This is a genomic window from Enterobacter sp. 50793107, from assembly GCF_001463365.1.
Taxonomy (GTDB): domain Bacteria; phylum Pseudomonadota; class Gammaproteobacteria; order Enterobacterales; family Enterobacteriaceae; genus Enterobacter; species Enterobacter cloacae.
Genome location: NZ_LNII01000163.1, coordinates 15,229 through 35,783, shown reverse-complemented (window position 1 = coordinate 35,783; position 20,555 = coordinate 15,229). Strand labels below are relative to the sequence as shown.

The 20,555-nt window shown below is 54.3% G+C and carries 18 protein-coding genes; 8 read left to right on the top strand and 10 right to left on the bottom strand.

Features of this window, described 5'->3' with window-relative positions; translation table 11 throughout:
* Positions 1 to 72 precede the first annotated feature (72 nt).
* Positions 73 to 1,500 carry a glycoside hydrolase family 1 protein gene (locus APU11_RS23040; RefSeq protein WP_038983864.1) on the bottom strand — a complete coding sequence of 476 codons (1,428 nt, stop codon included), beginning with the start codon at positions 1,498 to 1,500 and terminating at the stop codon, positions 73 to 75.
* Between the two features lie 7 nt (positions 1,501 to 1,507).
* Positions 1,508 to 2,833 (bottom strand): PTS transporter subunit EIIC, encoded by a 1,326-nt coding sequence (locus APU11_RS23035; RefSeq protein ID WP_013098563.1) that lies wholly within the window; start codon positions 2,831 to 2,833, stop codon positions 1,508 to 1,510.
* A 300-nt stretch (positions 2,834 to 3,133) separates the two neighbouring features.
* Between APU11_RS23035 and APU11_RS23030 the strand changes: the two genes are divergently transcribed.
* Positions 3,134 to 4,171, top strand: a complete 1,038-nt coding sequence (locus APU11_RS23030) for a LacI family DNA-binding transcriptional regulator (RefSeq protein WP_023620433.1) — start codon at positions 3,134 to 3,136, stop codon at positions 4,169 to 4,171.
* On the opposite strand, the gene lysA is transcribed toward APU11_RS23030, so the two are convergent.
* Positions 4,141 to 5,403 carry a diaminopimelate decarboxylase gene (gene lysA, locus APU11_RS23025; RefSeq protein WP_040021662.1) on the bottom strand — a complete coding sequence of 421 codons (1,263 nt, stop codon included), beginning with the start codon at positions 5,401 to 5,403 and terminating at the stop codon, positions 4,141 to 4,143. The genes APU11_RS23030 and lysA overlap by 31 nt on opposite strands.
* Before the next feature lie 122 nt (positions 5,404 to 5,525).
* Between lysA and APU11_RS23020 the strand changes: the two genes are divergently transcribed.
* Positions 5,526 to 6,452: a LysR family transcriptional regulator gene (locus tag APU11_RS23020; protein ID WP_058650439.1), complete on the top strand. Its 927-nt coding sequence runs from the start codon at positions 5,526 to 5,528 to the stop codon at positions 6,450 to 6,452.
* On the opposite strand, the gene APU11_RS23015 is transcribed toward APU11_RS23020, so the two are convergent.
* Positions 6,447 to 7,139: an aspartate/glutamate racemase gene (locus tag APU11_RS23015; RefSeq protein WP_058650438.1), complete on the bottom strand. Its 693-nt coding sequence runs from the start codon at positions 7,137 to 7,139 to the stop codon at positions 6,447 to 6,449. The genes APU11_RS23020 and APU11_RS23015 overlap by 6 nt on opposite strands.
* A gap of 135 nt (positions 7,140 to 7,274) precedes the next feature.
* On the opposite strand from APU11_RS23015, the gene APU11_RS23010 reads away from it, so the two are divergent.
* Positions 7,275 to 7,598 carry a cupin domain-containing protein gene (locus APU11_RS23010; protein ID WP_013098568.1) on the top strand — a complete coding sequence of 108 codons (324 nt, stop codon included), beginning with the start codon at positions 7,275 to 7,277 and terminating at the stop codon, positions 7,596 to 7,598.
* Positions 7,599 to 7,638: 40 nt separating this feature from the next.
* Here APU11_RS23010 and wzz(fepE) read toward each other — a convergent pair whose 3' ends face one another.
* Entirely contained in the window at positions 7,639 to 8,763 is a 1,125-nt protein-coding gene (gene wzz(fepE) / locus APU11_RS23005; protein WP_013098569.1) for an LPS O-antigen length regulator Wzz(fepE), read from the bottom strand.
* A 408-nt stretch (positions 8,764 to 9,171) separates the two neighbouring features.
* Here wzz(fepE) and APU11_RS23000 point away from each other — a divergent pair, with 408 nt between their 5' ends.
* From APU11_RS23000 to APU11_RS22985, 4 genes are read left to right on the top strand one after another with little or no spacing between them, the layout of a single operon-like run.
* Positions 9,172 to 10,062, top strand: coding sequence for a sugar ABC transporter permease (locus APU11_RS23000; protein ID WP_058650437.1), 891 nt, complete (start codon positions 9,172 to 9,174; stop codon positions 10,060 to 10,062).
* Complete coding sequence (locus APU11_RS22995) at positions 10,055 to 10,957, top strand: carbohydrate ABC transporter permease (protein WP_023620436.1); 903 nt, start codon at positions 10,055 to 10,057, stop codon at positions 10,955 to 10,957. Before APU11_RS23000 ends, APU11_RS22995 begins: the two co-directional genes overlap by 8 nt.
* 12 nt (positions 10,958 to 10,969) lie before the next feature.
* Positions 10,970 to 12,094, top strand: coding sequence for an ABC transporter ATP-binding protein (locus APU11_RS22990; RefSeq protein WP_038983877.1), 1,125 nt, complete (start codon positions 10,970 to 10,972; stop codon positions 12,092 to 12,094).
* A 13-nt stretch (positions 12,095 to 12,107) separates the two neighbouring features.
* Positions 12,108 to 13,394 carry an ABC transporter substrate-binding protein gene (locus APU11_RS22985; RefSeq protein WP_058650436.1) on the top strand — a complete coding sequence of 429 codons (1,287 nt, stop codon included), beginning with the start codon at positions 12,108 to 12,110 and terminating at the stop codon, positions 13,392 to 13,394.
* A 69-nt stretch (positions 13,395 to 13,463) separates the two neighbouring features.
* On the opposite strand, the gene APU11_RS22980 is transcribed toward APU11_RS22985, so the two are convergent.
* The 3 genes from APU11_RS22980 to kduI form a co-directional block, all read right to left on the bottom strand.
* Entirely contained in the window at positions 13,464 to 14,897 is a 1,434-nt protein-coding gene (locus APU11_RS22980; protein ID WP_286012102.1) for a sugar porter family MFS transporter, read from the bottom strand.
* Between the two features lie 295 nt (positions 14,898 to 15,192).
* Positions 15,193 to 15,954 (bottom strand): 2-dehydro-3-deoxy-D-gluconate 5-dehydrogenase KduD, encoded by a 762-nt coding sequence (gene kduD / locus APU11_RS22975; protein ID WP_013098575.1) that lies wholly within the window; start codon positions 15,952 to 15,954, stop codon positions 15,193 to 15,195.
* A gap of 63 nt (positions 15,955 to 16,017) precedes the next feature.
* Complete coding sequence (kduI, locus tag APU11_RS22970; protein WP_038983881.1) at positions 16,018 to 16,854, bottom strand: 5-dehydro-4-deoxy-D-glucuronate isomerase; 837 nt, start codon at positions 16,852 to 16,854, stop codon at positions 16,018 to 16,020.
* Positions 16,855 to 17,153: 299 nt separating this feature from the next.
* Between kduI and APU11_RS22965 the strand changes: the two genes are divergently transcribed.
* Complete coding sequence (locus tag APU11_RS22965) at positions 17,154 to 18,329, top strand: oligogalacturonate lyase family protein (protein ID WP_029883167.1); 1,176 nt, start codon at positions 17,154 to 17,156, stop codon at positions 18,327 to 18,329.
* 107 nt (positions 18,330 to 18,436) lie between these two features.
* Here APU11_RS22965 and APU11_RS22960 read toward each other — a convergent pair whose 3' ends face one another.
* Both APU11_RS22960 and APU11_RS22955 read right to left on the bottom strand, forming a co-directional pair.
* The gene (locus APU11_RS22960) at positions 18,437 to 19,120 is read right to left on the bottom strand and encodes a porin (protein ID WP_038983884.1); all 684 of its coding nucleotides are present in this window, start codon (positions 19,118 to 19,120) and stop codon (positions 18,437 to 18,439) included.
* Positions 19,121 to 19,363: 243 nt separating this feature from the next.
* Positions 19,364 to 20,542 carry an acetyl-CoA C-acetyltransferase gene (locus APU11_RS22955; RefSeq protein WP_023620438.1) on the bottom strand — a complete coding sequence of 393 codons (1,179 nt, stop codon included), beginning with the start codon at positions 20,540 to 20,542 and terminating at the stop codon, positions 19,364 to 19,366.
* Positions 20,543 to 20,555: the final 13 nt, after the last annotated feature.

Sequence of the window (20,555 nt, the reverse complement as noted above, 5' to 3'; positions counted from 1 at the left end):
AGTTAATGCGCAGACCGGGCGTCCTCCCGGCCAGTTTGTGCGCTATTTTACCAGAACCGGCATGCTTTTCGCCTACTTCCATTCATCATCAACCTGAAGCGTGAGCCTCCGCGTATCGCGTAGCTGCCGGAACCAGGAGGCTGATTTTTTTGCTCGTCTGGCACGCTGGTTATCCAGATCGATCTCAATCAACCCGTAGCGGTTTTTAAACGCGTTCATCGGCGAGACGTTGTCGGTAAATGCCCACAGCATATAGCCATGGCAGTTCGCCCCCTCCTCCCGCGCCAGCAGCGTGTAGTAGAGGTGTTCGCTGATGAAATCGATGCGGTAAGTGTCGTCGATAATCCCATCGCGATTGCGAAATTGCGCTTCGTTTTCCACTCCCATTCCGCTTTCCGCCACGAACCAGTCGATATTGCGATAGTCTTTTTTAATCCGCATCGCCATGTCGTAAATAATGCGCGGGTAGATCTCCCAGCCGCGGGAACGGTTCATGCGCCGCCCCGGCAGTTCAAACGGCTCGTAGTAGTATGCCGGGTGGAATGGCGTGTCCGGATGCCAGGCGCGGGAAGGTGCCTTCACACGGTGCGGGTAGTAGAGGTTAATCCCCAGTTCGTCGACGGTGTTATCCGCAATCAGCGCCAGCTCGTCCGCGGTGTACTCCCACTCAACCTGATGCTGCTCCAGCAGGGTAAAAAGCTCTGCGGGATAGCGCCCGTGCACCAGGGGGTCGAGGAAGACACGGTTGTAGAACAGGTCATACATCTCAGCGGCCCGCAGGTCATGCGGGGCGCAGGAGCGGGGATAGGTCACCTCCGGGTTGAGAATACAGCCCACAGAACCGCGATAGCCTTTCTCGCGAAACAGCTTCACCACCTTTGCCGTCGCCAGCACCTTATGGTGATTCCACTGCATCCACGTGCCGGTGTTCTGCTCATACGGCCAACGCAGCGCGTCCAGATACACGCGGGTCTGGACGACAATCGGCTCGTTGAAGGTAAACCAGCGGGTCACTTTACCGTGGTAGCGTGCAAAGACCTTTTCCGCATAGCGGACAAACAGCTCAACCACATGCTTTGACGCCCAGCCGCCGTAGGTATCCAGCAGCACGCCCGGCAGTTCGTAATGTTCGAGGCAGATCATCGGCTCAATGCCCTGACGGTGCATCTCATCGAACAGCGCGTCGTAGTAGGCAGCGTACTCTTCATCCACCGTCGCGTTTTCATAGTCGGTTAAAAAGCGTGACCAGTTGATCGAGGTGCGGTAGTGCGTCAGCCCCGCCTGCTTCATCAGGGCCACATCCTCGCGAAAACGGTTGATAAAATCGGTCGCCACCGCCGGGCCATAGCCGTTGTGCCAGACGTGACGGTCATTCTTGTACCAGAGATCGATCCATGAATCCTGCCCCGGCTTTTTACCGCTCCAGCCTTCGGTCTGCCAGGCCGATGCGGCCGCGCCGAGAATAAAATCCTGCGGTATGGCTATCTGTTTTGTGCTCATCGCATCCTCACGGGTTGTCAGTGGCCTGCTGCAGCGCGGCCTGCTCTGCGCGGCGTGAAGCGATTTTCACAAACGGCAGATAGATAATCACCGCCGTCACAATGCAGATTAGCTGGGTGATCACCGCCCCCATCGAACCTGCCGTAGAGAGCCATGCGTTGATCAGCGGCGGCGTCGTCCACGGCACCATCACCACCGCTTTACCGGCAAACCCGGTCACGGTGGCGAAGTAGCCGATGGAGCCCGTCACCAGTGGAGTGATAATGAAGGGAATGGCGAGGATCGGGTTAAGCATGATTGGCATACCGAAGATCACCGGCTCGTTGATATTAAAAATCCCCGGGCCGATGGAAAGCTTGGCGATCTCTTTCATCTCCTTGCGTTTGGTGGCAATCATCACCGCGATCAGCAGGCCGATAGTCAGGCCCGAACCGCCGATGCTCATATACACATCCCAGAACGGCATGGTGATGATGTTCGGCACCTCTTTACCCTGCTCAAACGCACTCATGTTGACGGTGATCGCCCCCAGCAGCAGCGGCTCGCGGATCGGCTTGATCATCTGGTTGCCGTGGATACCAATCACCCAGAAAAGCTGTGCAACGAACATCAGCAGCAGGATCCCAGGCAGACTTTGCACCACCCGCTCCAGCGGCTGTTGCACCACCTGATACACCGCGTCGTAGAGATACATCCCGGTGATCTGATGAAACACAAACCCCAGCGTGGCAATGGCAGTGGTGGTAATAATCGCCGGGATCAGCGCGGAGAACGACGCGGCCACGTTAGGCGGCACGGTGTCCGGCATTCGGATCTTCAGCCCCGGGCGGTTCTCCAGCCAGCAGTAGATTTCAACGGACAGAATGGCGATAAACATGCCGAGGAACAGGCTGCGGGTATCTGAGAACTGGCGCAGCAGTACATCTTTCACCACGTGCATTTCGCCATCCACCAGCATCTCCACGGTGGTGGGCGTCACGCAAATAAAGCAGATCACCGCCAGCAGCCCCGGGAAAAGGGATTTGATACCGTTGATGCGCCCCAGCTCAATGCCAATCAGGAATACCGCGCCAATGTTGAGGAAGTTCAGCGTGGCGTAATTCAGCGCGCTGGTGATCGGCTTTAGCGCGGCGAGGAACGACAGCGACGAGAAGCTCGCCAGGCCGTTTTTCGGATCCAGCACCATATTGGAGATCAGCACAGAGAACGCCCCAACGATGATGACCGGCATTAAGGTAATGAAGGCTGACTTGATCGCCATGATATAGCGATAACTGTTGAATTTAGTGGCGAAACTGCCCAGAGCGTCGATCAGTTTTTCCTGCAATGCCATAGGGTATTACCTCAGTAAAAGGGCTTTTATTGAATAAGGTGTACAGCCGGATACTATTGGCATACCAAAAATAGCTTTATGAGGGTAATGGTTCTGTGATTAAGCTCTCAACACCACCAGCGGTATTCCAGATCGTGATTTATGACCAATTTGGTATACCAATTGCAGCCATTTCTTCGGTTCTGACAGATCGTTACTGAAAAGCGTGATCGTGATGGGCGTTTTGCCCTTCCCGCGTCGCTTATGCGCCGGATGGTCTGTGTTAAACTGCAGATCGTTACGTGGAATCAGGAATGTCTAATGGCAACAATGCTGGATGTCTCACTGCGCGCAGGTGTATCAAAAGCCACGGTATCGCGCGTGCTGAACGGCACAGGTCAGGTCAAAGAGAGCACGCGTCAGCAGGTGTTCGCGGCAATGGAAGAGCTGGGGTATCGCCCGAATTTTCTCGCGCGTTCGCTGGCTAACCAGACCAGCAACAGCATTGGTCTGGTGGTCTCAACCTTCGATGGCTTTTACTTTGGCCGCCTCCTTCAGCAGGCCTCCCGGCAGACCGAAACGCACGGGAAGCAGCTGATCGTCACCGACGGTCATGACGCGCCGGAACAGGAAGAACAGGCGGTACAGATGCTGGCCGATCGCAAGTGTGACGCCATTGTGCTCTACACGCGGTACATGAGCGAAAAAGCGATCATGAAGTTGATCCACTCCGTGCAAACCCCGCTGGTGGTCATCAACCGGGAAGTCAGCCAAGCTCCCGATCGCTGCGTCTTCTTCGAACAGCAGGATGCCGCCTTTAAGGCCGTGGATTACCTGATAAACCAGGGCCACCGGGAGATCGCCTGTATTACCGTCCCTATCCACACCCCTACCGGTAAAGCCCGCCTGATGGGCTACCGTAAAGCGCTGGAAAAGCACGGCATTCGTCTGGATGAGCGCCGGATTAAGTACGGCGATGCGGGCATGACGCGGGGGTATGAACTGTGCAGGGAGTTGATTGCCGACGGTGTGCCGTTTAGCGCCCTGTTTGCCTGTAACGATGATATGGCGCTGGGAGCCTCCAAAGCCTTGCACCAGGCAGGGCTGAAGATCCCGCAGGATATTTCACTGTTTGGCTTTGACGATGCGCCCAGCGCAAAATGGCTGGAGCCTGCGCTCTCATCGGTCTATCTGCCGATAGATAATATGATTGTCACGGCCATCGACCAGGCGATCCGGCTGGCAAAAAACCAGCCGGTAGAAGCGATCCCGCCGTTTACCGGTACGCTGGTACTACGCGACTCGGTAACCACGGGGCCATATTTTACTCAGACGAGTTCCAGCGCCAGCAGCTCCTGAATGGTCTGGCGGCGACGGATCAGCCGCGCCTTGCCGTTATCAAACAGCACTTCCGGCAGCAGCGGGCGGCTATTGTAGTTAGAAGACATCGACGCCCCATAAGCGCCGGTATCGTGCAGCACCAGATAATCCCCGGGTTTCACCTCCGGCAGCGCGCGGGTTTCTACTTTACCCCCTTCCTGCTGGGTAAAGACATCGCCCGATTCACACAGCGGGCCTGCGACAACCGTATCAATACGTGGGGCGTCGGTTAAATCGCGGCCATCGGCGGCGAGCGCTGAAATATGGTGGTAGCTGCCATACATGGACGGACGCATCAGGTCATTGAAGCCCGCATCAATCAGTACGAAGTGGCGCGATCCCATCTCTTTCACGCTACGCACCTGAGCAACCAGCACGCCAGATTCCGCCACCAGGAAACGACCCGGTTCAATTTCGAGCTTCACCGGATGCCCGACATGCGCGGCAACTTTGTCCCGGGCGGCGCTCCACAGGCCGTAATAGTGATCGGTATCGATCGCCTCTTCCCCTTCACGATAAGGAATCGAAAGGCCGCCACCGGCGGAGATCGCCTCCAGATCCTGCCCGAAGTCGATAACCTGACGCACCATCGCGCCGCACACCTGTTCCAGGTGACCGTAATCCACGCCCGAACCAATGTGCATATGAATGCCCACCAGCTTCAGGTTGTAACGCTGTAATACCTCAAGGGCGGCGGGCATATCGGCATACCAGATGCCGTGTTTACTGTTTTCACCGCCAGTGTTGGTTTTCTGGCTGTGACCATGGCCAAAACCGGGGTTCACACGTAGCCAGACGCGGTGGCCGGGAGAAACCTGTCCAAGCTGTTCCAGCATATCCACAGACCCGGCATTAACCGGGATCTGCAGTTCATGCACGCGGGCAAGCGTCGCGTCGTCGATCAGATCCGCAGTAAAGACAATTGCGTCAGGATCGGTTTTAGGATCGAAGCCAGCCGCCAGCGCGCGCTCGATTTCACCCAGCGACACGGAGTCAACCTTCACGCCCTGCTCGCGCATCAGGCGCAGGATATGGATATTGGAGCACGCCTTCTGGGCAAAACGCACCACGTCAAACTGATGCAGCGCAGCAATCTTCTCGCGAACGATTTGCGCATCGTAGACCCATACCGGGCAGCCAAACTCGGCAGGCAGGCGCAGCAGGTTATCGGCATTTAAATCGGTGTCAGTCTGGTTAAGCGGGCGTGGCATGGTCTTCTCCGGGTGGTCATCTTTTTTATGATTACGCCACAGCAGAAAGAGAATAAAAAATATCGTTTTATCGCGAGTCTATGCAAAAATGATATGGACAGTCCTTCGCTTTCAGGTGCCCTATGCCCGCCGTCAACTTACGCCATATTGAGATTTTTCACGCCGTGATGACCGCCGGCAACCTCACCGAAGCCGCGCAGATGCTGCACACCTCGCAGCCTACGGTAAGCCGCGAGCTGGCACGGTTCGAGAAAGTGCTGGGACTGAAACTGTTTGAACGCACCCGGGGCCGGCTGCACCCAACGGTACAAGGGCTGCGTCTGTTCGAGGAAGTGCAGCGCTCGTGGTATGGGCTGGACAGAATTGTCAGTGCGGCGGAAAGCCTGCGCGAGTTTCGTCAGGGCGAACTGTCGATTGTCTGCCTGCCCGTCTTTTCACAATCCTTTTTACCGACGCTGCTGCAGCCTTTTCTGGCCCGCTATCCGGAGGTCAGTCTCACTATCGTGCCGCAGGAATCTCCGCTGCTGGAAGAGTGGCTTTCAGCGCAGCGTCACGACCTGGGGTTAACCGAAACCCTCACCACCCCTGCAGGTACGGAGCGCACGGAACTGCTCACGCTGGATGAGGTTTGCGTGCTTCCTGCCGGGCACCGGCTTGCCAGTAAAGCAATGCTGACCCCCGCTGATTTCCACGGGGAAAATTACATTAGCCTGTCGCAGACCGACAGCTATCGACAACTGCTGGACACGCTGTTTGCCGAACATCAGGTAAAACGCCGGATGGTAGTAGAAACACACAGCGCGGCCTCAATATGCGCAATGGTACGTGCCGGGGTAGGCGTAGCCGTGGTTAACCCGCTTACAGCGCTGGACTACGCCGGGAGCGAGATTGTGATTCGCCCGTTTAGCCTCTCCGTCCCGTTTACCGTCAGCCTGATCCGCCCCCTGCATCGCCCGGCGTCGGCACTGGTTGATGCCTTTACCGGGCATTTAGTTGAGCATGCGCGTGAGGTGGCGCTTCGCTTACCTGACCGGCAAAATCCGTTATGACAGCATAAACTCCACCGCATCAGCGGCGTGAATGGCGGCAGTGTCGAATACCGGGATCGGGCTTCGCTCAGCCGGTACCAGCAGGCCGATCTCGGTACAGCCGAAGATCACCCCTTCAGCCCCCTGCCGGGCAAGTTGTTCAATCACGCTGACGTAATACGTCTGGGAAGACTCACTGAAGGTGCCGAGGCAAAGCTCATCAAAAATAATCTTATTAATGCGCACCCGGTCGGCGTCATCCGGGATCAGGCTTTCGATACCGAACTCACTGCTCAACCGGCCACGGTAAAAATCCTGCTCCATGGTGTAGCGCGTTCCCAGTAGCGCCACGCGACGCATCCCCGCCGCGCCAATCGCGCGCCCGGTCGCATCCGCAATATGCAAAAACGGCAGCGGGCAACGCGCTTCAATGTGCGAAGCAACTTTATGCATCGTGTTGGTACAGAGCAAAATCCCTTCGGCACCGGCACGCTGAAGCCCGAGTGCCGCCTGCGCCAGTATCTCTCCGGCTTTGTCCCATTCACCGCTCGACTGGCACGCTTCAATCTCATGGAAATCCACGCTGTGCAGCAGCAAACTGGCAGAATGCAGTCCTCCGAGGCGCTGCTTCACCCCTTCATTAATTAAACGATAGTAGGGAATGGTCGATTCCCAGCTCATGCCACCCAGCAGGCCGATTGTTTTCATTATCCCTCCTTCTCTGTTTATCTCAGTGAAGCAAACTTGTGATCGCGTTTCCAGTTCTTTGTCGCGCCGTTTCTTTTTAAAAAGAGGTGATGTAAATTAAATGAAACAATATTTCATTTTATAATGAGGGAAGGCATGTTTATTTTCCACAACGAGACCACGCTTGACGATCTGGGTAACGGCGTAACCCGTCGGATCCTGGCCCACAGCGGTAAGATGATGGCGGTTGAAGTGAATTTCGCCCAGGGCGCTATTGGCCCGATGCATAGCCATCCGCATGAACAGCTAACCTATGTGCTGTCCGGTGAGTTCGAATTCACCATTGGTGAAGAGAAGCATATTGTCAGGGCCGGCGATACGCTCTACAAAGCGCCGCATGTCATGCACGGCTGCGTATGTCTTCAACCCGGCACCCTGCTGGATACCTTTACCCCCGTACGGGAAGATTTTCTGCAATAAAAAAGGGCGCTGATTTCAGCGCCCTTTTTCTCTGCGTCAGTTATTCCGCTACCGGCTCTGGCAGCGGGTTACGGCTAAGCATCGCTTCACGAAGCAGTACGCTACCGCAGGCGAACAGCCCACCCAGAATCCCCGCCAGCATGACAATCAGCGCTTTCCCCGGGCCATCTTTTTTCACCGGCATGGAAGGTGAAAGCTGATACTTGAAGGGTTCCAGTTTAACGTCTTCAACGGAGAGTTTTTTCAGCTGCGCCAGATAATATTCACGGTTCTGGAAGTCTGCATTCAGCTCAGACACATCCTTAAGATTTTTCTCAATCTGCAATTTCTGCGCGATACCGTCAGCGCCCAGGGCAACGGAGTAATCCGGATCGTCTTTTACGGCCTGTCCGTTGCTGTAGACAGGTTTCTTAATACCCGCCGCGTTAGCCACTTCCAGCGAATAGTTAAGACGCTGCAGATTGGTGTTGTGAATATTGGTCAGACGCACCCGATCCAGATCCAGCTGCTGCTCTACCACCTTCGTTTTCAGGGCGAGCTGGTTACGGATATTCAGCATGATCTCTTGCTCGACAATCGCGGCAATATACTTGATATACCCTTCCAGAACGGTTTGCGCATCTCCCGCCGTGGGGGCGGTGAAGCTGAGCGTCCAGGAGACGTAAGGCGCTTTATCTGCGTCTTTTACCTGAGTGTTATCAATCGCTTTCATCTTCTCAGAGATATTGACCACCGCACGATGCAGCTCCAGCGGATCCACGTTTGTCCCCTCAAGCTGTGACATAACGTAAGGGGAGGATTTCATATACTCTTCAAGCAATGACTGCGACTGAAACTTTTTGATAAACAGTCCAAACACTTCATCACGGGACACTTTTACGTCCACATCCAGAACCTGTAGTGCCACCATCATCTGGCGCAGCGGGTTCCACTGCGTCTGTTCGGCAGGCGTGATCACCGCTTTACTGGTCCATTTCTGCGGCAGTAAAAAGGCAATCGCCAGTCCGGCCAGCGCAAACGCGAACGCAATAGCAATGATGCGCTTTTTGGCGGCAAGCAGGATGTCTAACAGCCCCAAAAGGTCGATTTCTTTAGTGCTGACAGCCGGGGTGGCATAAGAAGGAAAATCGAGGTCCGTGTTTTTTTTGAAATCCATCGCTGACATAGACGTTCTTCTGTTAAGAGTGCAGGTAATTTCTGCCTCGTGAGTTCAGGTGGTCCGATGATACAAGAAAGTAAGAATAATCTGAACGCGATATTGATCTATCTGTGTACTGGCTATCAAAGTTGGTAGTTAGTACCTTTCCGGTATTATTGTTATTAATCATCCGCTTTTCTTTCTGCTTACATGCAAGACCTGCCTTGATCGCCAGAAATAGCGGCAAAATGCCACCCTCCTCACTTTATTGAAACAGCGTTTCGATGCTGATCACATTTCCATCATTAAGCGAATGACGCGGGAAAAAATAGCCATAATATAAAATAAAACACTGTTTTATTATTCGAAAACTACGGTTCGGATGACCTGAAACTCATACCGTCATTTCACCCACTGATTGCCAGGTAGGTCTGTATGAATGAAAACAAGCTGCTGGGGCTCGCATGGATATCACCCTACATTATTGGGTTGATACTCTTTACGGCTTTCCCCTTCGTCTCATCGTTTTTCCTCAGTTTTACGGATTACGATTTGATGAGCCCACCGGTGTTTAACGGCATCGAAAACTATCGCTATATGTTTACCGAAGACACGCTCTTCTGGACATCAATGGGTGTCACGTTCGCGTATGTATTTTTGACCATTCCGCTGAAGCTCGCGTTTGCATTAGGGATTGCGTTTGTTCTCAACTTCAAATTACGCGGGATCGGCTTTTTCCGTACCGCTTACTATATTCCGTCGATCCTCGGCAGCTCCGTGGCGATTGCTGTCTTGTGGCGCGCCCTATTTGCGATAGATGGTCTGCTGAACAGCTTTATTGGCGTATTTGGCTTCGACCCGGTGAACTGGCTGGGTGAGCCCTCTCTGGCGCTGATGTCCGTGACCCTGCTGCGCGTCTGGCAGTTCGGCTCCGCGATGGTCATCTTCCTGGCGGCGCTGCAAAACGTTCCGCAGTCTCAGTATGAAGCGGCAATGATCGACGGCGCGTCCAGATGGCAAATGTTCATGAAAGTGACCGTGCCGCTGATTACGCCGGTGATTTTCTTCAACTTCATCATGCAAACCACTCAGGCATTCCAGGAATTTACCGGGCCGTACGTCATTACCGGCGGCGGGCCAACCTACTCGACCTATCTGTTCTCGCTCTACATCTACGACACGGCGTTTAAATATTTCGATATGGGTTATGGCGCGGCGCTGGCGTGGCTCCTGTTCCTGGTGGTGGCCGTCTTTGCCGGTATCGCCTTTAAGTCGTCGAAATACTGGGTGTTCTACTCCGCCGATAAAGGAGGCAAAAATGGCTGATATTCAACACCTTTCCGCGGCAAGAAGCGTCGCCGAACGCGAGGTTGCCCGTACGCAGCGCAGAGAGAAAATCAACGCCACCGTTCGTTATACGATCCTGCTGTTTGTCGGCCTGCTGATGCTCTACCCGCTGGTGTGGATGTTCTCAGCGTCGTTCAAACCGAACCACGAGATCTTCACTACCCTGAGCCTGTGGCCAGCACATGCCACCTGGGACGGATTTATCAACGGCTGGAAGACCGGGACCGAGTACACCTTCGGCCATTACATGCTGAACACCTTTAAGTATGTGATCCCCAAAGTGATCCTGACCATTATCTCCTCCACCATTGTGGCGTATGGTTTTGCCCGCTTTGAGATCCCGTGGAAAAAATTCTGGTTCGCCACGCTCATCACCACCATGCTGCTGCCCAGCACCGTGCTGTTGATTCCGCAGTACCTGATGTTCCGTGAAATGGGCATGTTGAACAGCTACATGCCACTGTACCTGCCGCTGGCCTTCGCCACGCAGGGGTTCTTCGTCTTTATGCTGATCCAGTTCCTGCGCGGCGTGCCGCGTGACATGGAAGAGGCGGCGCAAATCGACGGCTGTAACTCCCTTCAGGTGCTGTGGTACGTGGTGGTGCCGATCCTGAAACCGGCCATTATCTCCGTCGCCCTGTTCCAGTTCATGTGGTCAATGAATGACTTTATCGGGCCGCTGATTTATGTCTACAGCGTGGATAAATACCCGATTGCACTGGCGCTGAAAATGTCCATCGACGTTACCGAAGGTGCGCCGTGGAACGAAATTCTGGCAATGGCGAGCATCTCCATTCTGCCATCCATCATTGTGTTCTTCCTGGCCCAACGCTACTTCGTGCAGGGCGTCTCCAGCAGCGGAATTAAAGGTTAAGAGGGAAATATCATGGCTGAAGTTGTCTTCAATAAACTGGAAAAGGTTTACTCCAACGGCTTCAAAGCCGTACATGCTATCGACCTGAAGATCGCCGAGGGGGAGTTTATGGTGATCGTCGGTCCATCCGGCTGTGCCAAGTCCACCACCCTTCGCATGCTGGCGGGGCTGGAAACCATCAGCGGCGGTGAAGTGCGGATCGGCGATAAGATCGTGAACAACCTCGCACCGAAGGAGCGCGGCATTGCGATGGTGTTCCAGAACTACGCGCTCTACCCGCACATGACGGTGCGCGAAAATCTGGCCTTTGGTCTTAAGCTGAGCAAACTGCCGAAAGAGCAAATTGAGTCGCAGGTAAACGAAGCGGCCAAAATCCTGGAGCTGGAGTCGCTGCTTGACCGCCTGCCGCGTCAGCTTTCCGGTGGACAGGCCCAGCGCGTCGCGGTTGGCCGCGCGATTGTGAAAAAGCCGGACGTGTTTCTCTTTGACGAACCGCTGTCAAACCTTGATGCCAAGCTCCGTGCCTCGATGCGTATTCGTATTTCAGATCTGCATAAGCAGCTGAAGCAGTCCGGTAAACCGGCCACCACCGTCTACGTCACGCATGACCAGACCGAAGCGATGACCATGGGCGACCGTATCTGTGTAATGAAGCTGGGCCACATCATGCAGGTCGATACCCCGGATAATCTTTACCACAAGCCCAACAACATGTTCGTCGCAGGATTCATCGGTGCACCGGAGATGAACATTCGTAAAAGCCAGTTGGTGGAAAAAGCCGGGCAACTGCACATCACCCTCGGCAATGAAACCATGCCGCTCAATGCGCAAACGCAGGAAAAAGTCGCTGCTTACGCCGGTCAGGACGTGTTCTACGGCGTGCGTCCGGAATTTGTGTCGATCTCAGACTCGCCTTTCCCGGATGGGTGCAGCGGCGAAATGGTGCGCGTGGAGAACATGGGCCACGAATTCTTTGTGTACCTGAAGGTAGGAGACAACGAACTGACCGCCAGAATCCCTTCGGAAGAGGCTAAGCCGATGATCGCTAAAGGGCTTAACCGAAAAGTCTATTTCCGCTTCGACATGAATAAGTGCCATATTTTTGACGCAAAAACTGAACTGAACCTCTCTCTCTGATGGAGCAAGAAAAATGAAAAATGTGCTTTTAAGCGCAGCAATCTCCGCGACCCTGGGCCTTACTGCTTTGCCATCGATGGCGCAAACTACCGATTTACGTATGTCCTGGTGGGGCGGTAATGGCCGTCACCAGGTGACGCTGAAAGCGTTAGAAGAGTTCCATAAACAGAACCCGGACATTAACGTTAAGGCGGAATACACCGGCTGGGACGGCCATCTTTCCCGTCTGACCACCCAGATCGCAGGCGGCACAGAGCCGGATGTGATGCAAACCAACTGGAACTGGCTGCCGATCTTCTCGAAAACCGGCGACGGCTTTTACGATCTGAACAAAATGAAGGACGTGATAGATCTAAGCCAGTTTGATGCCAAAGAGCTCCAGTCCACAACGGTCAACGGCAAGCTGAACGGGATCCCAATTTCCGTGACCGCGCGCGTCTTCTACTTTAACGACGAAACGTGGAAAAAAGCGGGCATGGACTACCCAAAAACCTGGGACGAACTGATGGCCGCCGGTAAAACCTTCGAAAGCAAGCTCGGCAAGCAGTATTACCCTGTCATACTGGAACACCAGGACACGCTGGCGCTGCTGAATTCTTACATGGTTCAGAAATACAACATCCCTGCCGTGGACGAGAAAACCAAAAAATTCACCTACAGCAAGGCGCAATGGGTGGAGTTCTTCCAGACCTACAAAAAACTGATTGATAGCCATGTGATGCCGGACACCAAATACTATGCGTCGTTTGGCAAGAGCAACATGTATGAGATGAAGCCGTGGATCCAGGGGGAATGGGGCGGCACCTATATGTGGAACTCCACCATCAATAAATACTCCGATAACCTCAAGCCACCGGCAAAACTGGTGCTGGGCAGTTACCCGATGCTGCCGGGTGCCACGGATGCGGGCCTGTTCTTCAAACCGGCACAGATGCTGTCGATCGGTAAATCGACCAAAAACCCGGAAGCGGCGGCAAAGCTGATTAACTTCCTGCTGAACAGTAAAGAGGGCGTGGAGACGCTGGGCCTGGAGCGTGGCGTACCACTGAGCAACGTGGCGGTTCATTACCTGACTGAAGCCGGTACCATTAAAGAAAACGACCCGTCGGTTGCAGGCCTGCGTCTGGCGCAGTCGCTGCCTGCAAAACTCAGCGTGTCACCTTACTTTGACGATCCGCAGATTGTGGCGCAGTTCGGCACCTCGCTGCAGTATATCGACTATGGTCAGAAATCGGTGGAAGAGACCGCTGCAGATTTCCAGCGTCAGGCTGAGCGTATTTTGAAGCGGGCGATGCGTTAAAAGGCGACGCCTTACCGGGCCGACAAGGTATTGTAGGCCCGGTAAGCGAAGCGCCACCGGGCAATAACATTACACGCCAATATTACGTAATTTCTCCCCGCTCATCAGCTTGCGTTCAATATGCTCCAGCGTCACGCCTTTGGTTTCAGGAATCAGCCAGAAGGTCACCCCGATAAACACCACGTTCAGTACCGTGTAGAGCCAGAACGTTCCTGCTGCACCAATGGCATCCAGCAGCGTCAGGAAGGTTGCGCCGATGATCATGTTCGACACCCAGTTGGTGGTGGTGGAACAGGTGATGCCAAAGTCGCGGCACTTCAGCGGCTGAATTTCAGAGCACAGGATCCACACCACCGGTGCGGCGCTCATGGCATATCCGGCGATACACATCATGGTCATCCCGACAGAGAGCCAGGAGAGACCGCTCGAGGCGGTGCCATTATCAAACTGCATCAGACAGTAACCGAGGATCAGCGTACCGAGCGCCATTACGCTAAAGCCAATCTTCAGCGCCGGTTTACGACCGGCTTTATCCACGGTAAATACCGCGATAAACGTGGCAAACATAAAGGTCAGCCCGACCACCAGCGTTGCAATCATCTGCTGTTCGGTGGTGGTGAATCCGGCCATTTTGAAGATACGCGGCGCGTAATACATGATGATGTTCATCCCGGTGAACTGCTGCATCGCCTGCAGCAGCATGCCAAGGAACACCGCGCGACGCACGTTGCGGTTGGCTTTAAACAGCGACCAGCCGCCCTGCTTCAGCTTCAGGCTTTCACGGATCTCGTTCAGCTCTTCACGCGCTTTCTCTGAGGTATCACGCAGCATGCGCAGCACCTCTTCCGCTTCCACGTGACGACCTTTCTGCGCCAGCCAGCGCGGGCTGTTCGGCAGGAAAATCACCAGCACAATCAGCAACAGCGCCGGCAGCGCCAGCACGCCCAGCATGGCGCGCCAGTTACCGCTGTAGCTGAAGTAAGTATCTGACAGAAACGCCAGTACGATACCCAGCGTGACCATCAGCTGGTACATACTGATCATCTTGCCGCGCACGTTCTCGCTCGCCATCTCCGAGAGATACAGCGGCGCAGTGTAGGAGGCAATCCCGACCGCCACGCCCAGCAGGACGCGGGAGAGCAGCAGCACTTCCACGTTGGTAGCGAACGCAGAGCCAATGGAGCCAGCCACAAACAGAATTGCCCCAACCATCAGGCTATATTTGCGCCCGAGACGGAACGAGAGCCAGCCGTTGAACAGCGCGCCGATGGCTGCGCCAAGCATCATGCTGCTCACCACCCACTCCTGCAGGCGACTGCTCAGCGTAAAGTGATCGGTAATAAACGGTAATGCGCCAGCAATGACGCCGATATCCAGTCCAAATAACAAGCCAGCCACTGCCGCCGCAATGGAGACAAACTGGTTCATGCGGCGAGTATCGCGCAGCGCCGCGGGCATGAGGGTAGAGTCATTTATAGATGTCATAGTTTCCTGCCTGAACAGAGAAATTCGTTAAGTGAAATTACGAGATAGCGAAGAAAAGTGTCAGGCCGGAATTCGCGAAGATATGGATTATTTCGCTATGGCATGGCGATCTGTGATGGACATTACAATTTCAACTCGCGGTGAAATATCGCCATATTTTACTAATTGATTAATATTTAAGTAATAAAACTGTGATGCGCGTCATTTATGATTTTTTTTGTATGGATTTTTCATCTTTGTCGATATGGATAATGACAATTTTTGAGCAAAAAAAACCTCCACCCGCAGGCAGAGGCTCTTTCGTCAGCGCGAATTAACGCGCCAGCCAGCCGCCATCAACCGCTACGGTATAACCGTTGATGTAGTCCGACGCCTTCGATGCCAGGAACACCACAGGTCCTTTCAGATCGTCCGGCAGCCCCCAACGCCCTGCCGGGATTCGGTCAAGGATTTCCGCGCTACGCTGCTCGTCCGCACGCAGCTGCTGGGTGTTGTTGGTCGCCATGTAGCCCGGGGCAATGGCGTTAACGTTGATATTGTGCTTCGCCCATTCGTTCGCCAGCAGACGGGTGACCCCCATCACTGCGCTTTTTGACGCGGTGTAAGACGGCACCCGGATGCCCCCCTGGAAGGAGAGCATGGAAGCGATATTGATAATCTTGCCGCCGTTCCCCTGAGCGATGAAGTGTTTCGCCGCCGCCTGAGACATAAAGAACACGCTTTTGATATTCAGGTTCATCACGTCGTCCCAGTCGCGCTCGCTGAAGTTAATCGCGTCTTCACGGCGGATCAGCCCGGCATTATTGACCAGAATATCGATATGACCGAATTCCGCCACGGCGCGATCCAGCAGGTCAGGAATGGCGTCGATTTTACGCAGATCCGCGGTCAGGCTCAGGAAACGGCGGCCCAGCGCGGTCACGCGCTCGATGGTTTCCGTAGGCTCGACGATGTTGATGCCCACGATATCGCAGCCCGCTTCTGCCAGCCCCAACGCCATGCCCTGGCCCAGACCGGTGTCACAACCGGAAACCACAGCCACTTTACCTTGCAGAGAGAATGCATCCAGAATCATGTTTGTTCCTTACTCTTTCGATGCCTGTCAGCAACAGGCAGATTTATACTTAACTGCCCGCGACTAGCGCAGATCTTTTACCGCGACGTGGTCCATGTCATCAAAGACCTGGTTTTCACCGACCATTCCCCAGATGAAGGTATACGCCTTCGTCCCCACACCGGAGTGAATTGACCAGCTTGGAGAGATAACCGCCTGCTCGTTATGCATCACGATATGGCGTGTTTCCTGCGGTTGCCCCATCATGTGGAATACGCAGGCATCCTCATCCATGTTGAAGTAGAAATAGACCTCCATGCGGCGCTCGTGGGTATGGCACGGCATGGTGTTCCACAGGTTGCCCGGCGCCAGCTCGGTCAGCCCCATGCTGAGCTGGCAGGTCTCCAGCACATCCGGAACGAAGTATTTGTTGATGGTGCGACGGTTGCTGGTGAGGTTATCGCCCAGCGTCACCGGGGCTACGTCTGCCGGGGTAACTTTTTTGGTAGGACAGGTGGTGTGAGCCGGGGCGCAGTTGTAGTAAAACTTCGCTGGCGTGCTGCCGTGGACGCTGGCAAAAACCACCTCTTTCGCGCCCTTGCCGACATACAGCGCGTCGCGGTGACCAATTTCGTAGCACTGGCCGTCAACCGTAATGGTGCCCGGCCCGCCAATGTTAATCACGCCCAGTTCACGCCGTTCCAGGAAATAGCTCACGCCGAGCTGTTTACCCACTTCCCCACCCACGGAGACAGTTTTGGTCACCGGCATAATTCCGCCCACAATAATGCGGTCAATGTGGCTGTAGACCATGGTGTAGCGATCGGCTTCAAACACCTGCTCAACTAAAAATTCACTGCGCAGCCCCTGCGTGTCGAGGGTTTTGGCGTGCGCGCTGTGGATGCTTTGTCTGACGTCCACGATAACCTCCAGAATGGACCGTGCCCGAAGGCAGAAAATTAACGAAACATCGTTCCGTTTTAAGGATAAGCACAGTGTAAACGCCCATAATGGGGTTTTCAATTACATTTAAAACATCGTTTCATTTTTTGTGATTCTTTATACCAGAAATGGTGTTCCGATCACGGAAGCGTCAGGATTCGCCGCTTCACCTCACTCAAACTGACAAACTGCGCGATAAGTCACACTAAATAAAACGGCGTTTTGATAATTTAACACCCACTTTTTAATCTTATTTTTATTGCCGAAAGGAGCGCATTATGGCTAAAGGTATGCGGGTCAAGCTGAACTACGAGATCGGCCGGGATCCGGATACAGGCGTCGAAGTCACGCGTCTGACCCCGCCTGAAGTAACATGTCATCGCAATTACTTTTACCAGAAGTGCTTCTTTAATGACGGCAGTCATCTGCTGTTCGCCGGAGCGTTCGATGGTCACTGGAACTATTACCTGCTGGATCTGCAGAACGCCGAAGCCGTACAGCTGACAGAGGGCGCAGGCGATAACACCTTTGGCGGATTTCTCTCCCCGGACGATCGCGCCTTCTACTATGTGAAGAACGATCGCACGCTTATGGAGGTCTCTCTTGAGACACGGGCAGAGCGTGAAGTGTACCGCGTCCCGGATGACTGGGTCGGTTACGGCACCTGGGTGGCGAACAGCGACTGCACCAGCCTTGTGGGCATTGAAATTGCGAAACGCGACTGGACGCCGCTGAACGACTGGCAAATTTTCCACGACTTCTTCCATAAAGGGCCACACTGCCGGCTGCTGCGCGTGGATCTGAAAACCGGCGAGAGCTCAATCATTCATGAAGAGAAGAAGTGGCTGGGGCATCCTATCTATCGTCCGTTTGATGACCATACGGTGGCGTTTTGTCACGAGGGACCACACGATCTGGTCGATGCCCGGATGTGGCTGGTCAACGAAGATGGCACCGACATACGTAAAGTCAAAACCCATGCACAAGGTGAAAGCTGTACCCACGAATTCTGGGTCCCGGATGGCTCCGCGCTGGTATACGTCTCGTATCTGAAAGGCCAGCAGGGTCGTTCCATCTGCCGCTTCGATCCACAAACCGGCGTAAATGAGACGATAATGCAGATGCCATCCTGTTCACATTTGATGAGTAATTTCGACGGCACGTTACTGGTAGGCGACGGTTCCGGCACACCGGTGGATGTGAAAGACACCCACGGTTACACCATCGATAACGATCCCTATCTCTACGCCTTTGACGTGGCCAAAAAGCGCTACTATCGCATCGCCCGTCATGATACCTCCTGGGCGACGGTAGAAAATAGCCGCCAGGTCACCCATCCGCATCCCTCCTTTACACCGGACGAGAAAGCGGTGCTATTCAGTTCCGATAAAGACGGTAAACCTGCCCTCTATATTGCGAAACTCCCCGCGCAACCGGATATGTTGTCTGCATGATTTAAAAATGTGTTTCTGTAACTGGCCTTGCCCTCCTTACGGAGGGCTTTTTTTGCTCTGAACGTTTTGCCCGGTGACGCTGCGCTCACCGGGCCTGGAGGGAAATATCAGAAGGAATACGCCACGCCTAAACGGAAGCGGGTCTGACGTTCATCGCTCTCTTTTACACCCACATTACCCACCTCAACATACGGCGCCCAGTTTTTATCCCATTTATACGCCAGCTTCGCGTTATATTCGGTGGAATAATCTTTATTATTATTACGGACCATCCCTTCCGTACTTTTTGCATAAACATAATTCAGTTCGGTACGCCAGTCTCCCATGACCCAGCCGACCCAGGCATCACCACGGTTAACTTTGTCATCGTCTTTATTAGAGCTCGACGGATAACGGGTATATTCATAACGGTAGCGCGCGGCCACGTAAAAGCCATTATCGAAACTGTATTGCATGTGCAGGTTCGGTTTATAAATGGTACGGCTGTCGTTACTCTCAAGCGTGAACGCGGGAGTCAGCGCAATATTCTCTGTCGCTTTCCAGCGCCAGCTAATTTGATCTTCATGACCGTTACCCACCACATCCGCAAACGGCTGGTCGGCCCTATCGCCACCCGATTTCCATTTCGCTTCTACAGAAAAACCGACGCCATTCGCAAAGCGATGCGAGACTGAAACACGGTCTGCATTTGCGCCGTTGTCGATGTATTCATGACGCAGATCGACGGTCACCGCCTGCGCGGCGAAAGAAGTACCAATAAGAGAAGCTACAACCAGAGATTTGTTAAACATGACAAAAACCCTCAATTAAAATAACGTTTCATTTTTATGAAATGGCAGTTTATTTTTTAATAAATGCTATTTTAGTGAGCAAGATCGTAATTATTTGTTTCATTTTTTTCGGTACAAATCGGCGTGATACACGTCAACAAACAAGTGGGATTTAGGCGAAATTAATGGAGGGAGATCACGTCAGGCAGGAATAACGCGCATAAAAAAACCTCCCATCGGGAGGTTTTTTTATGAAGGAAGGGATTAACGTTCGATAGCCAGCGCTACTCCTTGCCCACCGCCGATACAGAGCGTGGCAATGCCTTTACGGGCGTTACGCTTTTTCATCTCGTGAACCAGCGATACCAGAATGCGGCAGCCGGAAGCACCGATGGGATGACCGAGCGCAATCGCACCGCCGTTGACATTCACCCGCAGCGGATCCCACTCCAGCATTTTGCCCACTGAGATCGCCTGCGCGGCAAAGGCCTCGTTGACTTCAATCAGATCCACATCGGAAAGCTGCCAGCCCGCGCGATCCAGGCAGCGGCGGGTCGCATACACCGGCGCGATCCCCATTAATGCCGGATCAACCCCCACGCTGGCAAACGCCTTAATCCGGGCCAGCACGGGGAGATCCAGTTCCTGCGCTTTGCTTTCGCTCATCATCATCACCGCCGCCGCACCGTCGTTAATCGAAGAGGCATTTCCCGCCGTGACCGACCCTTGCGTTTCAAAAGCAGGATTGAGCATGGCCAGCCCTTCTGCGCTGGCATCGGTTCGCGGCTGCTCATCGGTGTCGACGACAATCGTCTGACCGTTCTGACGCTGGGTGCACACCGGGACAATTTCATCGCGAAAACGCCCGGAATCAATCGCGGCACGCGCTTTCTGCTGCGAGCTCAACGCGTAAGCATCCTGCAGCTCACGGCTTATACCGTACTCACGCGCCAGGTTTTCCGCCGTCACGCCCATATGATAATCATTAAACGCGTCCCACAGCCCGTCATGCACCAGGCTGTCGAGCAACTGGCTGTTACCCAGCTGCGCGCCGGTGCGGCTGTCGGTGAGGACATGCGGCGCGCGGCTCATGTTCTCCTGCCCACCGGCAATGACCACATCCGCTTCACCACACTGGATGGCCTGCGTGGCAAGATGCAGCGCCTTTAACCCTGAGCCACAGACGTCGTTGATGGTGATTGCCGAGACGGTGTTGGGCAGGCCGCCTTTTAGCGCCGCCTGACGGGCAGGGTTTTGCCCGGCGCCGGCCGTCAGGACCTGTCCGAGGATCACCTCATCGACTTCATGTGCCGGGATCCCGCTGCGCTCCACCAGCGCTTTAACCACTACGCTACCCAGTTCAACAGCCGAGTGACGCGCCAGCGCTCCCTGAAAACAGCCGATAGCTGTACGCAACGCACCCACTATAACGACATCTTTCATCACCACCTCTGCG

Excerpts from the sequence above, each read along its gene's own strand:
- APU11_RS23040 (WP_038983864.1), bottom strand. The coding sequence starts at position 1,500 with ATGAGCACAAAACAGATAGCCATACCGCAGGATTTTATTCTCGGCGCG.
- APU11_RS23035 (WP_013098563.1), bottom strand. The coding sequence starts at position 2,833 with ATGGCATTGCAGGAAAAACTGATCGACGCTCTGGGCAGTTTCGCCACT.
- APU11_RS23030 (WP_023620433.1), top strand. The coding sequence starts at position 3,134 with ATGGCAACAATGCTGGATGTCTCACTGCGCGCAGGTGTATCAAAAGCC.
- lysA (WP_040021662.1), bottom strand. The coding sequence starts at position 5,403 with ATGCCACGCCCGCTTAACCAGACTGACACCGATTTAAATGCCGATAAC.
- APU11_RS23020 (WP_058650439.1), top strand. The coding sequence starts at position 5,526 with ATGCCCGCCGTCAACTTACGCCATATTGAGATTTTTCACGCCGTGATG.
- APU11_RS23015 (WP_058650438.1), bottom strand. The coding sequence starts at position 7,139 with ATGAAAACAATCGGCCTGCTGGGTGGCATGAGCTGGGAATCGACCATT.
- APU11_RS23010 (WP_013098568.1), top strand. The coding sequence starts at position 7,275 with ATGTTTATTTTCCACAACGAGACCACGCTTGACGATCTGGGTAACGGC.
- APU11_RS23000 (WP_058650437.1), top strand. The coding sequence starts at position 9,172 with ATGAATGAAAACAAGCTGCTGGGGCTCGCATGGATATCACCCTACATT.
- APU11_RS22995 (WP_023620436.1), top strand. The coding sequence starts at position 10,055 with ATGGCTGATATTCAACACCTTTCCGCGGCAAGAAGCGTCGCCGAACGC.
- APU11_RS22990 (WP_038983877.1), top strand. The coding sequence starts at position 10,970 with ATGGCTGAAGTTGTCTTCAATAAACTGGAAAAGGTTTACTCCAACGGC.
- APU11_RS22985 (WP_058650436.1), top strand. The coding sequence starts at position 12,108 with ATGAAAAATGTGCTTTTAAGCGCAGCAATCTCCGCGACCCTGGGCCTT.
- kduD (WP_013098575.1), bottom strand. The coding sequence starts at position 15,954 with ATGATTCTGGATGCATTCTCTCTGCAAGGTAAAGTGGCTGTGGTTTCC.
- APU11_RS22965 (WP_029883167.1), top strand. The coding sequence starts at position 17,154 with ATGGCTAAAGGTATGCGGGTCAAGCTGAACTACGAGATCGGCCGGGAT.
- APU11_RS22960 (WP_038983884.1), bottom strand. The coding sequence starts at position 19,120 with ATGTTTAACAAATCTCTGGTTGTAGCTTCTCTTATTGGTACTTCTTTC.
- APU11_RS22955 (WP_023620438.1), bottom strand. The coding sequence starts at position 20,542 with ATGAAAGATGTCGTTATAGTGGGTGCGTTGCGTACAGCTATCGGCTGT.